This is a genomic window from Stenotrophomonas sp. YJH_SMC_33, assembly GCF_059372295.1.
On sequence record NZ_JCAFVJ010000003.1, the window covers coordinates 229,702 to 242,420 of the forward strand.

Consider the following 12,719-nt stretch of genomic DNA (forward strand, 5'->3'; position numbering starts at 1 on the left):
CCCTTTCCGACGAAACCGAAATGTCTCCTGCCCTCCAGCCCCACCGCCAGACCCGCCAGACCATCGTGCGCCTGCTTTCCAGCATGGCCAGCGCGAAGGAGATCAGCCAGTACCTCAAGCGCTTTTCGCAGCTGGATGCCAAGCGCTTCGCCGTGGTCAAGGTCGGCGGCGCGGTGCTGCGCGACGATCTCGACGCGCTGACCTCTTCGCTGTCGTTCCTGCAGGAAGTCGGGCTGACCCCGATCGTGCTGCACGGCGCCGGCCCGCAGCTGGATGCCGAGCTGTCGGCGGCCGGCATCGACAAGCAGACCGTGAACGGCCTGCGCGTGACTTCGCCGGAAGCACTGGCGATCGTGCGCCGGGTGTTCCAGCAGTCCAACCTGCGCCTGGTCGAGGCGCTGCAGCAGAACGGCGCGCGCGCCACCTCCATCACCGGTGGCGTGTTCGAGGCCGAGTACCTGGACGTGGATACCTACGGCCTGGTCGGCGAGGTGAAGAAGGTCAACCTGGCGCCGATCGAGGCCAGCCTGCGTGCGGGCTCGATCCCGGTCATCACCAGCCTGGGTGAAACCGCCGGTGGCCAGATCCTCAACGTCAACGCCGACTTCGCCGCCAACGAGCTGGTGCAGGAACTGCAGCCGTACAAGATCATCTTCCTGACCGGCACCGGCGGCCTGCTGGACGAGGCGGGCAACGTGATCGATTCGATCAACCTGTCCACCGAGTACGACCACCTGATCGCGCAGCCGTGGATCCACGGCGGCATGAAGGTGAAGATCGAACAGATCAAGGATCTGCTCGATCGCCTGCCGCTGGAATCGTCGGTGTCGATCACCCGCCCGGCCGACCTGGCCAAGGAACTGTTCACCCACAAGGGCTCGGGCACGCTGGTGCGCAAGGGCGAAAAAGTGCTGCGCGCCACCGCTTGGGACGAACTGGACCTGCCGCGCCTGAAGGGCCTGATCGAATCCAGCTTCGGCCGCACCCTGGTGCCGGACTATTTCCAGAAGACCAGGCTGCTGCGCGCCTACGTCAGCGAGAACTACCGCACCGCGGTCATCCTCACCGACGAGGCCGAAGGCGTGTACCTGGACAAGTTCGCCGTGCTCGACGACGCACAGGGCGAAGGCCTCGGCCGTGCGGTCTGGAACGTGATGCTGGAAGAAACGCCGCAGCTGTTCTGGCGCTCGCGCCATGGCAACCCGATCAATCACTTCTACTACGCCGAGTCCGATGGCTGCTACAAGCAGGATCAGTGGAAGGTATTCTGGTTCGGTGCCGATGGCATCGACCGGATCAAGACCTATGTCGATCATTGCGCGCAGCGCACCCCGAGCCTGCAGGGCTGAGCAATGAGCAACCTCGATGCCTGGAACACGGTTCCTACCCTGCGCGGCCAGCACGTAACCCTGCAGCCGCTGCAGATGGAGCACGTGCCCGGCCTGCGCGATGCGCTTGAAGGCAGCGGCCTGGACCAGCTCTGGTACACCCAGGTGCCATCGCCGGAACAGGCCGAGGCCTATGTGCGGGCCGCGGTGCAGGCGCAGAGCGAAGGCAAGGTGCTGCCGTTCGTGATCCGTGATGCGGCGGGTGACATCATCGGCAGCACGCGCTTCTACGACATGGATGCCAGCGTGCCCAGGCTCAGCCTCGGCTACACCTGGTACACGCCGCGCGTGCAGCGCACCGGCGCCAACACCGAAGCCAAGCTGTTGCTGCTGCAGCACGCCTTCGAGGCCATGGGCTGCATCAGCGTGGTACTGGAAACCAGCTGGTTCAACGTCACCTCGCGCACCGCCATCGCGCGCTTGGGCGCCAAGCAGGATGGCGTGCTGCGCAACCACAAGCGGCATGCCGATGGCACGCCGCGCGATACCGTCATCTTCTCCATCATCGATGCGGAATGGCAGGGCGTGAAGCGCCACCTGCAGTACCGCCTGGACAGTCACGCATGAACGATTCGACCTTTACCCTGGGCATCGTCGGTGCCCGCGGCCATACCGGCGCCGAGCTGATCAAGCTGGTGGCCGCCCATCCGCGGCTGGAACTGGCTTTCGTCTCCTCGCGCGAGCGCGCCGGGCAGCGCCTGTCCGACCACCACCCGGAATTCCAGGGCGAGCTGCAGTACGAAAACCTGGACGCCGACGCAGTGGCGGTCAAGGGCGTGGATGCGGTGATCGTGGCCCTGCCCAACGGCCTGGCCGCGCCGTTCGTGGCCGCGCTGGAGGCGGCGAAGGCGGACACCGTCATCGTCGACCTCTCGGCCGACTACCGCTTCGACAACAGCTGGTATTACGGCCTGCCGGAGCTGACCCGCGGCCGCTACAACGGCCAGAAGCACATCAGCAACCCGGGCTGCTATGCCACGGCGATGCAGCTGGCGGTGCATCCGCTGCTGGACCTGCTGGCGGGTCCGCCGCAGTGCTTCGGTGTCTCCGGCTACTCCGGCGCCGGTACCACGCCGTCGGACAAGAACAACGTCGAACTGCTGGCCGACAACCTGATGCCCTACGCGCTGACCAACCACGTGCATGAGCGGGAGGTGTCGGTGCAGCTGGGTGTGGCTGTTGAATTCATGCCACATGTCGCGCCGCATTTCCGGGGCATCACGCTTACCGCCAACCTGTGGCTGAACCGCGTGCAGACCCGCGAACAGATCGTCGAGCGCTTCCAGCAGGCCTATGCCGGCGAACCCCTGATCGACGTGGTGGATGAAGCGCCGTGGGTCAGCCGTATCGCCGGCCGACACGGTGCCCAGGTCGGTGGCTTCACGCTCGCGCCGGGCGGCAAGCGGGTCGTCGTGGTGGCGACCCTGGACAACCTGCTGAAGGGCGCGGCCACCCAGGCCATGCAGAACCTCAACCTCGCGCTTGGCATCGACGAACTGACGTCGATCCCGCACTGAATACGCATTCCGGAGCCCCCATGGCAGACCTTCTTTGGCAGAAGCCCGGCGTCGCCGTCGACGCCCAGATCCAGACCTTCCTCGCCGGCGACGACGTGATCCTCGACCGCGAGTTCTTCCTGCATGACATCGCTGCCAGCGCCGCGCATGCGCAGGGCCTGCAGCACATCGGCATCCTCAGCGCCGATGAACTGGCAGAACTGCTGCGCGAACTGGAGATCCTGGCGCAGGACTTCCGCGAAGGCCGCTTCGTGCTCGATACCCAGTACGAGGATGGTCACTCGGCGATCGAAGCGCGCCTGACCGAACGCCTCGGCGATGCCGGCCGCAAGATCCACACCGGCCGCAGCCGCAACGACCAGATCCTGGTCGCCACCCGCCTCTGGCTGAAGGAGAAGCTGCAGCGCGTGGCACAGCTCAGCGCCGAAGCGGCCAAGGTTGCGCTGGACCGCGCACAGGCCGAGAAGGACCTGCCGATTCCCGGCTACACCCACATCCAGCGCGCCGTAGTGTCCTCGGCCGGCATGTGGTGGGCGGGCTGGGCCGAGGCCTTCATCGACAACGCCATCCGCGCCCGCGATACCCATGCGCTGGTCGACGCCAATCCGTTGGGTACCGCTGCCGGCTACGGCGTGAACCTGCCGCTGGACCGCGAGCACACCACGGCGGCGCTCGGCTTCGCGCGCATGCAGATCTCGCCGATCTATGCGCAGCTGTCGCGTGGCAAGTTCGAGCTGGCTGCACTGGAAGCGCTCGGTGGCGCCACGCTGGACCTGCGCCGCATTGCCTGGGACCTGTCACTGTTCACCAGCGCCGAGTTCGGCTTCGTCGCGCTGCCGGCGCAGTACACCACCGGCAGTTCGATCATGCCCAACAAGCGCAATCCGGACGTGATCGAGCTGATGCGTGCCACCCACGCCAGCGTCGCCGCTGCGCGCACCGAGATCGAGCAGCTGCTGTCGCTGCCGTCCGGCTACCATCGCGACCTGCAGTCGTCCAAGGGGGCCATCTTCCACGGCTTCGGCCGTGGCCTGGCCGCGCTGGAACTGCTGCCGGCGCTGCTGGCCAATCTGGAATGGCGTGACGACAAGCTGCGCGCGGCGATTGATTCGGGCATGTATGCCACCGACGTTGCGGTGGAAGCGGCGGTGGCTGGCGTGCCGTTCCGCGAGGCCTACAAGGCCGCAGCTGCCGGTGCCGACAGTGCAGGGCAGGGGCGTACCCCGGAAGGCAGCCTCGCCGCGCGCGTGTCGCCGGGTTCGGCCGCCGACCTGCGCCTGGACGAACTGCGCGCGCGCTGGCAGGCGCTGTCCTGATGGCGGGCACTGTCTACCTGGTGATGGCGATGCGCCGGCCGGACTTCAACGATGCAGCGGTGCAGCCGCACCGCGATTTCCTCGATGCGTTGCAGGCGCAGGGCAAGCTGCAGCTGACTGGTGGTTTCGCCGACGGCAGTGGTGGCGCCTATGTGCTGTGCAACGTGGACAGCCTGGCGCAGGCGCAGGCCATCGTCGCCACCGATCCGCTGGTGACGATGCATGCCTCCGACCTGACCGTGCACGAATGGAACACCCGCTGAGGCCCTGACTGATGACTCTGCATGCCAGCCACGTCGCTTCGCCGTTCCCGGAACAGGCGCTGCCGCCGTGGCGGCGTGCGGTGCTGAAAGTGGGCAGCAGCCTGCTCGCCGCCGATGGCGGCGGCCTGTCGCCCCGCCACGCGCTGGGCCTGGCACAGTTCGTTTCTGCCAATGTACTGGCCGGACGTGAGGTGGTGATCGTGTCGTCCGGTGCGGTTGCGGCCGGGCGGGCGATCCTGCCGCGGGCCGATGAGCCCGGCGCGGCGATGGCGGCACGGCAGGCGCTGGCCGCGCTTGGCCAGGCCCAGCTGATCGGGCTCTGGCAGCGCTTCTTCGAGCGCCCGGTGGCGCAGGTGCTGCTGACCCATGACGACCTGCGCAACCGCCGCCGCTACCTCAACGCACGCGCCACGCTCAACGAACTGCTGCGGCTGGGCGCGTTGCCGGTGGTCAACGAGAACGACACCGTGTCGGTGGACGAACTCAAGCTCGGCGACAACGACAACCTGGCCGCCACCGTGGCCGCGCTGGTTGATGCCGATGCGCTGTTCATTGCCACCGACATCGACGGACTGTACAGCGCCGACCCGCGCACCGTGGCCGATGCGCGGCCATTGCACGACGTGCCGGAACTGAGTGACGAGGTGCTGGCGATGGCCGGCGGCGCCGGCTCGCGCGCCGGTACCGGCGGCATGCGGACCAAGCTGGAAGCGGCAGCGAAGGCGGGGCGTCTCGGCATCGAAACCTATCTGTTCAATGGCCGCAGCGGTGACGTGGTACGCGCGCTGGCCCAGGACCGCCTGTTCGGTACCCGTATCCACGCCGCGCGCAGCCGTGAGGCGGCCCGCAAGCACTGGCTGCGGCACGCGCCGCTGGTCGAGGGTGCTATCGTGATCGATGCCGGCGCGGCGCAGGCGATGCGCGAGAAGGGCGCCTCGCTGCTGCCCGGCGGCATCACCGGCGCGGAGGGCATGTTCCGCCGTGGCGACATGGTGCAGGTGTGCTGGAACGCGCCACAGGGCCGCGTCTGCGTGGCGCGCGGAGTCAGCCAGTACGCGGCCGATGATGTGCGCCGGATCGCCGGCCGCCATTCGCGCGACATCGAGGCCGTGCTGGGCTACAACTACGGCGGTAGCGTCGTCCATCGCGACGACCTGGTGCTGCCATGACCGGATTGAAGGACTCGCCGATGAGCGAAATCGAAGCGCAGGCGCGTGCCTGCCGTGACGCGGCCCAGACCGTTGCCGGCCTCGACAGTGCGACGCGCCGCACGCTGCTGCTGGCGATGGCCCAGGCACTGGAAGTGAATGCCGGGCTGATCCTGGCCGGTAATGCGCGCGACCTTGCCGCTGCGCGCGAGAAAGGCATTGGCAGTGCCATGCTCGACCGCCTGGCGCTGGACCCGGCACGCCTGTTCGCGATGGCCGAAGCCGTGCGAGAGGTCGCCGCGCTGCCCGATCCCGTCGGCCAGATCACCCGCGACGATGTGCGTCCAAACGGCATCCGCGTGCAGAAGGTGCGCGTGCCGCTGGGCGTGATCGCGATGATCTACGAGGCGCGCCCGAACGTGACCGCCGAAGCGGCCGCGCTGTGCCTGAAGGCCGGCAATGGTGTGATCCTGCGCGGTGGTTCCGAAGCGATCCACTCCAACACCGCCATCGCCCAGGCGCTGGCCGGCGCCCTGCAGGCCAATGGCGTACCGGCGGCGGCAGTGACCGTGCTGACCGACCTGCGCCGCGAAGCAATGCTGGAACTGCTGCAGCTGCATGAACTGATCGATCTGGCGATTCCGCGCGGCGGCGAAGGCCTGATCCGCTTCGTTGCCGAGCATGCGCGGGTGCCGGTGATCAAGCACTACAAGGGTGTCTGCCACCTGTTCGTGGATGCCAGCGCCGACCTCGGCAAAGCCATCGACCTTCTGGTGGACGGCAAATGCAGCCGTCCGTCGGCCTGCAACTCGCTGGAAACCCTGCTGGTGCATCGTGATGTGGCCGAAGCCTTCCTGCCGCGCGTGGCGCAGGCGCTCGGTGAGCGTGGCGTGGAGCTGCGCGCCGACACGAACGCGCAGCCGCTGCTGCCAGGCAGCACCGCCGCCAGCGAAGACGACTACGCTGCCGAGTTCCTCGACCTGGTGCTGGCCGTGCGCGTGGTTGATGACCTCGAGGCGGCCATCGCGCACATCCGTGCCTATACCTCCGACCATACCGAAGTGATCGCCACCGAAGACGCCGGCCATGCCGAGCGCTTCGTCACTGCGCTGCGCTCGGCGGTAGTGATGGTCAATGCCTCGTCGCGCTTCTCCGACGGTGGCCAGCTGGGCCTGGGCAGCGAGATCGGCATTTCCACCACGCGCCTGCATGCGTACGGTCCAATGGGCCTGGAAGCACTCACCGTCGAACGATTTGTCGTGCGCGGCGAAGGGCAGACGCGCACGTAGATCCACGCGATGCGCGGATGCACTTCGCGGTAGACCCCGGTGCCGACCAAGGTCGGCGCCCACCAGGCCCAAGCGCCGACCAGGATCGGCAGCTACCAAAGCAAGCGCCGACCCGGGTCGGCGACTACCGGGGCGTCACACCACCTCGCGGCGGATACCGATCGGCCGCGCGTGATCGTCCATGTGCAGCGTGGCGGCCTTGCAGCCCAGCAGGCGCTCGGCAAGGCCGGTGCTGGCACCCAGATCGGCCGCGACTTCATTGAGGCTGGCCAGTGGTCGCGGCAGGCGTCGCTCGTGGCCACGGAAGCGCGCGCGGTTGTACTCGGCCCAGCCGATCAGCAGCACGCTGGCACACAGCAGCATCAGCGGCAGTGCCACCAGCACATAGGGGTCGAACTGGCTTTGCCGTTCGTACAGCTGCTGCCAGGCCAGCTGGCCGCCGATCAGCCACGAGAACAGGGTCACCAACGGTGCCCACAGGTAGAAGTAGAACCCCCAGAACGCGAGGGTGACGAAGCCCCAGGCGGTGCGCTGGAAGCGTGGTTGGCGATGCGGCTTGCGGATCATCCGCGAGTCGAAGCGGTTGGACGGGCGTTGTGCGTTCATCGGATCCCCCGATCGGGACTGGTCCAGGTGGCGCGCTTGCTGCGACGGCGCAGCAGGGTCTTCGGCAACGCCACCAGGGTGGTGGAAAGACTGATCAGCCAGTACGCCATCGGGTACCAGATGACCCAGAAGTAGTTGCGTCCAATCTGTGTTTCGTAACGACGGTCGATGATCAGGCTGCTGGCGAACTGCATCAGGCAGACCAGGGCCAGGATCACGCCATGCCATTGCGGCAGCAGGCTGGCGATATGCAGCTGCGGCGGCAGTTCGATGAACTTGCCCAGCGCCCACAGCACAACGATGAACAACATGGTGTAAGCCCAGATCACGCTCAGCACGTACTCCAGCAGTACGCCCCACATGCGCCGCTCCTTCCAGTGCAGCAGCGAGCGGGCGTGGCGCAGCATCACCTCCACGCCACCCTGGGCCCAGCGCAGCCGCTGCCTCCACAGCCCCTTCAGCGTTTCCGGCATCAGGATGAAGCACAGTGCGTTGGGTTCGTAGCGAATGTCCCAGTGCGCCCGCTGCAGGCGCCAGCTGATGTCGATGTCTTCGGTCACCATGTCGTCCGACCACCAGCCGACCTGGTGCAGGGCGGTGCGGCGAAAGCCTGCGATCACTCCGGAGATGGTGAAGATGCGCCCGTACACGCGCTGCGCGCGCTTGATCATGCCGATGATCGACGAGAACTCGGCCACCTGCAGGCGTCCGAGCAGGGTGGAGCGGTTGCGGATGCGCGGATTGCCGGTCACCGCGCCGACCCGGTTGCCGCTCACCAGGTGCCAGATCATCCAGTGCAGCGCGTGCTCCTCCAGCATCGCGTCGCCATCGATGCACACCAGGTACTCCGAGCGGGCCGCCAGCGCACCCATGCGCAGCGCGTTGGCCTTGCCGAGGTTGCGGTCAAGGTGCAGCATGCGCAGCCGCGGATGCTTCGCCGCCAGCACGTCGAGCCGGGCGCCGGTGTCATCACTGCTGCCATCGTCGATGGCGATCACCTCGTAGTCGGCCGGATAGCGCTGTGCCAGCGCCGCGCCGAGCGTGTCGTCGAGGTTCGCGGACTCGTTGTGGCAGGGAATCAACAGGCTCGCGAACGGTGGATCGACCATCAGCGGCGGGTCGTTGCGTGGGCGCGAATGGCGTTCGCGCCGGAAGTAGTAATACAGGCCGCCCGACATCCAGAAGAACGCCATCACCATCGGGTAGTAGAAGGCGAACTGGAACAGGACCTGCAGCAGCGGATGCATGTCCATGTCACTTCTCCGGGTACGGGAAGTTGCCGGCGGACATCGCCGCGCGGGCATCATGGGTGGAAGGCTGGCCGGCGATGAAGTCATCCGGGTACCAGGCGAAGTGGTGCACGCCCTGCGCCTGCAGCTGGCGGATCTGCGCGCGCAGCCGCTCGGCGGGAATCGGTTGCCCGCTGCGCCAATCGACGGTCTGCAGTTCGAACAGGGTGTGCTGCAACTGGGGATCGTGCGCGCGCACCGCGGCCAGCAGCTGGTCGAGCCAGCGTTCCGGATGCCTGCTGCCTTCCATCCACGGCATCGCCATCAGTGCGGTCTGGTCGTAGGCCTTGTTGAACAGGTCCAGGCGCTGCGCGAACCAGGCCTCGCTCTGCGGACGCAGCACCGGCTCCGCGTACAGGTTGCGCACCGTGGCCAGCTTCGGCCGCCAACGCTGCGCACTGTCGCGCAGGGCCAGGGTGAAGTCGATCAGCGCCTGTGTGCGTGCGCTGCCGTCCGTACCGGCCGACAAGGTGGGCAGCTCGGTGTCGCGCAGGTAGCCATCATCATGGAAGAGCAGGCCTTCGAAATACGAATTGACGGCCAGATCCTCGTAGATGTCGAGCATGATCTGGCGTGCCTTCGGATTGGTGAAGTCCAGCCGGTACATGCCGTCGGCATCACCGTTGTGGATCGCCAGTGCCTTGCGCTGCACGGGGTCGGGCAGCTCGAAGCCGAGCACCGGCAGCCATGCGTAAACCTTCACCCCCGTGCGCGACTTCAGCTGCCAGGCGACCCGGCTGAACAGGTCCGCGCGCATCGGCATGTGCCGGTTGGGGAAGTACAGTGCATCGGCGGTGTTGTTGCCGTCCGGATCGGCGAACGCCTGCAGGTAGACGTGGGTGGGCGAGATGCGCTTGACCCGCTCGATCAGCGCATCGAGGTTGCGCCCCTGCTGCGCCGGGTCCGGGTCGTACACATCATCCAGGTCGACCTGCAACGCGCGGATGCCGTCGAGCGCAACGTCGCGCCGCAGCTCGTAGGCGAGGCCCTCCACGGTCGGGTTGTCGCTGACCAGGAAGCGCGCCAGCCCATGCAGGTCGCTGGCCACTGGCGTGCTGCGGCCTTCCAGATCGAAGGACACCGGCATGCCCAGCTGTTCGGCGATGTCGTTGCTCAACTGGTTGTAGGCCGCGTACGGCCAGACAATGGCGCGCGGGCGCACGCCCAGATGCTGCTGGATGCGCTGCACGCTGCGGCCGAGATCGGCGCGCAGGCGCTGCTCGTACTGCGCCTCGCTCTCGTAGCTGCGCGTGGCCGGCCGGTAGATGCGGGTGACCACCGCTGGCGTCGAATTGCCCTGAGGATTGGCAAGCACTCCGTGGTGCAGGTCGTCGGTATGGCTGGCCACTTCGATCAGGCCGCTGTCGTGCATCTGCTTCAGCTGCGCCCAGGTAACGAAGTCATCGTGGCCGAACGGCCGGTAGCCATAGTCGATCGTGCGCCCGGGTGCCATGTCCACGTAATCGGTGATCACTGCCACCAGCGCCGGGTAGCGGTACGCCTGCAGCAGCGGGAACGCCTTGTCGTAGACGCTGCGCAGGCCATCATCGAAGGTCAGCAGTACGGGTTTCGGTGGCAGCGTGGCGCGTCCCTGGGAGGCGTCGATCACCTGCGACAGCGAGACCGGGTGATAACCATGCGCGCCGAGCCAGTCCAGGTGTGCGGCGAAGTTCTGCGTGCTCACCGCATAGGTATCGGCATCGCCCTTGGCCGCGACCCGGTCGCGGATGTCGTGGTAGCTGAGGATCAGCAGGCCGTTGTCAGTGGCATCGAGATGCAGGGCCTGCTGCGCGAACGCCGGCGGCGTGGCGGCCAGCAGCAGGAGCACGATCAGTCGCAGGATGCGGGCCATGTCACTCTCCCCAGCGCAGTGCGGCTTCGAAGCCGATATGACGCTCGCGGTGGCCGTCGTAGACCGGCCGCGACCAGCGCACGCCGTACTCGAACACGCGGCCCTGGCCCAGCTGCCATTCGTGCATGTAGGACACCGAAGGGACCAGAGCGCTGCCGAAGCCGTCCTGCCAGTAGTCACCCAGCGAGACCGTCAGGCGGTGCCGGAAGTGGCGCTCGTAGTGCCGCCACAGCTGCTGGTCGATGCGCAGCCCGATCTCGACCATGCGGTCGCGCTTCGGGTTGAAGTAGGGCGCGTCGTCGCGGCTGCCCCGGCTGGTGTAGGCACTGGCCAGGCCGTCGATCAACCAGCGCGGGCGGGTCAGCAGGCGCTGTTCGATGCTGGTGCTGAACAGCTCGCGGTGGTTGCCGTCGTCGTAGCGGAAGCGGCTGGCGCCGAACATCCAGTGGGTCAGCTCGCTGCGCCGGTAGTCGACCTGCGCGCTCACGCTGTCAGCGGTGATGCCCGCCACGCGCGCCTGCATCGAGGCTTCCGGGTCATTGCGTGCGGCCACCAGCCCGGCATGCCAGTAATCGTTGAACTGCCAACCCACGCCGATGCGCAGGCCGGTATCGCCAATGTGGTCGTTGGCGCGCAGTACCGCCGCTTCCGCATCCAGCTGGCCGAAGCGGTAGCGTACGCCCGCGCCCAGCCACAGCGGGTCAATGCGCTGGTCCTGGAAGTCGACCGAGCGCCTGTCGGCCAAGGCGAACAACCGCCAGCGGTCGTCGAGTACCGGTGTCTGCACTTCGACCCCGTAGTGACGGTCGTTGTTGCCCAGCGGCGAGGTGCCGCCACCGCCGGAGCTGCGACCAATGTCGGTCCATGCCTTCAGCTGCCAACCGCGATGCGCCCGCCAGGCCTGGTCCATGCGTTCGACGGCGGGTTGGGTCGGGTAGCGTGCGACAAGATCGTCGTGCAGTGGCCTTGCCAGGTCATCGCGCTGCAGGGCGACGTAGGCCTCCTCCATGCCCAGCCGCGGCTCGATGTCGCGAGGGTCCAGCGCATGTGCCATCTGCTGGCGCTGCAGTGCCATGCGTGGCCATCCGCGCATCATGTAGACGCTGCCCAGCGCGCTCTGCAGTCCACCGTTGCCCGGTGCGATCTCCACCATTGATTCCAGGTCGCGCTGCGCGGTGGGCAGGTCACCGCTGTAGGCGCGTACCATCGCCAGGTTGAGGTCAGCTTCGTAGCGCGACCAGTTCGCGTATGGGGATTTGCCATTGCTCCAGCGCCACGCTGGTTCCTTGTCGCGCCATGCCTGCAGCAGGTCGATCGCCTTTTCCTGCTGCTCGCTTTCCAGGTAGGCGTAGGCCAGTTCCGAATGCGAGGCGTCGCGCGCCGGATCGCCAGCGACGGCCGCCTGCAGCACCGGGATGGCTTCTTCCGGATGCAGGGTGCCCATCAGCGAATCGCCGACCGCAGGCAGCACATAGTCGGGCAGGGCATGGCCTTCGGCCTGCAGTGCGCGGGCTTCCTCGCGCACCTGCGCATGGCGGCCCAGCCGGTTGAGCAGGATCAGCCGGTCCATGCGGACGCGAAGCGGCGCCTGCGCGGGTGGAGTGCCTTCGGCGCCCAGGTAGCGCTGCATGCGCGCCAGGGTTGATTCGGCCTCTTCCAGCCGGCTGTCTTCGCTGCTGCTGTAGGCCAGGCTCCAGACCACCAGTTTGGCCAGGTAGTCGCCTTCGATGCGCTGCTTCTGTGCAGCGTCGAACAGCTGCGGGCGCTGCTGATACAGCTCCCAGGCGCGCCACGCATTGCCGATGTCGCCCAGGGTCAGTACGCGCAGCTTGAACAGCAGATCGTCGTTGGGCTGCTGTTGGCTGGCGCGCTCGATGGCGCCGAGGGCATCCAGCCAGCGGGCCTGGTCGCGGTAGCGGCCGATCTCGGCCAGGGCCGCCTCGCGGTCGGGCGGGGCAGCACTGCTGGCCCAGGCCAGGGCGGTACAGGCAAGGCCGACGCAGAGCGCCAGCCGGCGGTGGACAACCATTGGGGACCCCCTTGGCTTCCGA

11 protein-coding genes are annotated in these 12,719 nt (G+C 67.3%); 7 read left to right on the top strand and 4 right to left on the bottom strand.

What is annotated here, in order from left to right:
* Positions 1-20 precede the first annotated feature (20 nt).
* The 7 genes from AC5P9W_RS07770 to AC5P9W_RS07800 are packed head-to-tail and all read left to right on the top strand — an operon-like array spanning position 21 to position 6,921.
* The gene (locus AC5P9W_RS07770; RefSeq protein WP_021204188.1) at positions 21-1,349 is read left to right on the top strand and encodes an acetylglutamate kinase; all 1,329 of its coding nucleotides are present in this window, start codon (positions 21-23) and stop codon (positions 1,347-1,349) included.
* 3 nt (positions 1,350-1,352) lie between these two features.
* On the top strand, positions 1,353-1,955 hold the full coding sequence (locus tag AC5P9W_RS07775) for a GNAT family N-acetyltransferase (protein ID WP_111102826.1): 603 nt from the start codon (positions 1,353-1,355) through the stop codon (positions 1,953-1,955).
* Positions 1,952-2,905 carry an N-acetyl-gamma-glutamyl-phosphate reductase gene (gene argC, locus AC5P9W_RS07780; protein WP_495219010.1) on the top strand — a complete coding sequence of 318 codons (954 nt, stop codon included), beginning with the start codon at positions 1,952-1,954 and terminating at the stop codon, positions 2,903-2,905. The genes AC5P9W_RS07775 and argC overlap by 4 nt, the downstream gene beginning before the upstream one ends.
* 20 nt (positions 2,906-2,925) lie before the next feature.
* Positions 2,926-4,221, top strand: coding sequence for an argininosuccinate lyase (gene argH / locus AC5P9W_RS07785; protein WP_111102830.1), 1,296 nt, complete (start codon positions 2,926-2,928; stop codon positions 4,219-4,221).
* Positions 4,221-4,484 carry a YciI family protein gene (locus tag AC5P9W_RS07790; protein ID WP_019660495.1) on the top strand — a complete coding sequence of 88 codons (264 nt, stop codon included), beginning with the start codon at positions 4,221-4,223 and terminating at the stop codon, positions 4,482-4,484. The genes argH and AC5P9W_RS07790 overlap by 1 nt, the downstream gene beginning before the upstream one ends.
* A gap of 11 nt (positions 4,485-4,495) precedes the next feature.
* Positions 4,496-5,653, top strand: coding sequence for a glutamate 5-kinase (gene proB / locus AC5P9W_RS07795; protein WP_019660494.1), 1,158 nt, complete (start codon positions 4,496-4,498; stop codon positions 5,651-5,653).
* Positions 5,650-6,921 carry a glutamate-5-semialdehyde dehydrogenase gene (locus AC5P9W_RS07800; RefSeq protein WP_111102832.1) on the top strand — a complete coding sequence of 424 codons (1,272 nt, stop codon included), beginning with the start codon at positions 5,650-5,652 and terminating at the stop codon, positions 6,919-6,921. Before proB ends, AC5P9W_RS07800 begins: the two co-directional genes overlap by 4 nt.
* 135 nt (positions 6,922-7,056) lie before the next feature.
* On the opposite strand, the gene pgaD is transcribed toward AC5P9W_RS07800, so the two are convergent.
* From pgaD to pgaA, 4 genes are read right to left on the bottom strand one after another with little or no spacing between them, the layout of a single operon-like run.
* Entirely contained in the window at positions 7,057-7,527 is a 471-nt protein-coding gene (pgaD, locus tag AC5P9W_RS07805) for a poly-beta-1,6-N-acetyl-D-glucosamine biosynthesis protein PgaD (protein WP_005410359.1), read from the bottom strand.
* Positions 7,524-8,780 (bottom strand): poly-beta-1,6-N-acetyl-D-glucosamine synthase, encoded by a 1,257-nt coding sequence (gene pgaC, locus AC5P9W_RS07810; RefSeq protein ID WP_495219012.1) that lies wholly within the window; start codon positions 8,778-8,780, stop codon positions 7,524-7,526. The genes pgaD and pgaC overlap by 4 nt, the downstream gene beginning before the upstream one ends.
* Position 8,781: 1 nt before the next feature.
* Positions 8,782-10,668, bottom strand: coding sequence for a poly-beta-1,6-N-acetyl-D-glucosamine N-deacetylase PgaB (pgaB, locus tag AC5P9W_RS07815; RefSeq protein ID WP_111102837.1), 1,887 nt, complete (start codon positions 10,666-10,668; stop codon positions 8,782-8,784).
* 1 nt (position 10,669) lies between these two features.
* Positions 10,670-12,697 carry a poly-beta-1,6 N-acetyl-D-glucosamine export porin PgaA gene (gene pgaA, locus AC5P9W_RS07820; protein WP_111102839.1) on the bottom strand — a complete coding sequence of 676 codons (2,028 nt, stop codon included), beginning with the start codon at positions 12,695-12,697 and terminating at the stop codon, positions 10,670-10,672.
* Positions 12,698-12,719 lie beyond the last annotated feature (22 nt).

What these genes read in the sequence shown, in the direction of transcription:
- AC5P9W_RS07770 (WP_021204188.1), top strand. Translation starts at nt 21, where the DNA reads ATGTCTCCTGCCCTCCAGCCCCACCGCCAGACCCGCCAGACCATCGTG.
- AC5P9W_RS07775 (WP_111102826.1), top strand. Translation starts at nt 1,353, where the DNA reads ATGAGCAACCTCGATGCCTGGAACACGGTTCCTACCCTGCGCGGCCAG.
- argC (WP_495219010.1), top strand. Translation starts at nt 1,952, where the DNA reads ATGAACGATTCGACCTTTACCCTGGGCATCGTCGGTGCCCGCGGCCAT.
- argH (WP_111102830.1), top strand. Translation starts at nt 2,926, where the DNA reads ATGGCAGACCTTCTTTGGCAGAAGCCCGGCGTCGCCGTCGACGCCCAG.
- AC5P9W_RS07790 (WP_019660495.1), top strand. Translation starts at nt 4,221, where the DNA reads ATGGCGGGCACTGTCTACCTGGTGATGGCGATGCGCCGGCCGGACTTC.
- proB (WP_019660494.1), top strand. Translation starts at nt 4,496, where the DNA reads ATGACTCTGCATGCCAGCCACGTCGCTTCGCCGTTCCCGGAACAGGCG.
- AC5P9W_RS07800 (WP_111102832.1), top strand. Translation starts at nt 5,650, where the DNA reads ATGACCGGATTGAAGGACTCGCCGATGAGCGAAATCGAAGCGCAGGCG.
- pgaD (WP_005410359.1), bottom strand. Translation starts at nt 7,527, where the DNA reads ATGAACGCACAACGCCCGTCCAACCGCTTCGACTCGCGGATGATCCGC.
- pgaC (WP_495219012.1), bottom strand. Translation starts at nt 8,780, where the DNA reads ATGGACATGCATCCGCTGCTGCAGGTCCTGTTCCAGTTCGCCTTCTAC.
- pgaB (WP_111102837.1), bottom strand. Translation starts at nt 10,668, where the DNA reads ATGGCCCGCATCCTGCGACTGATCGTGCTCCTGCTGCTGGCCGCCACG.
- pgaA (WP_111102839.1), bottom strand. Translation starts at nt 12,697, where the DNA reads ATGGTTGTCCACCGCCGGCTGGCGCTCTGCGTCGGCCTTGCCTGTACC.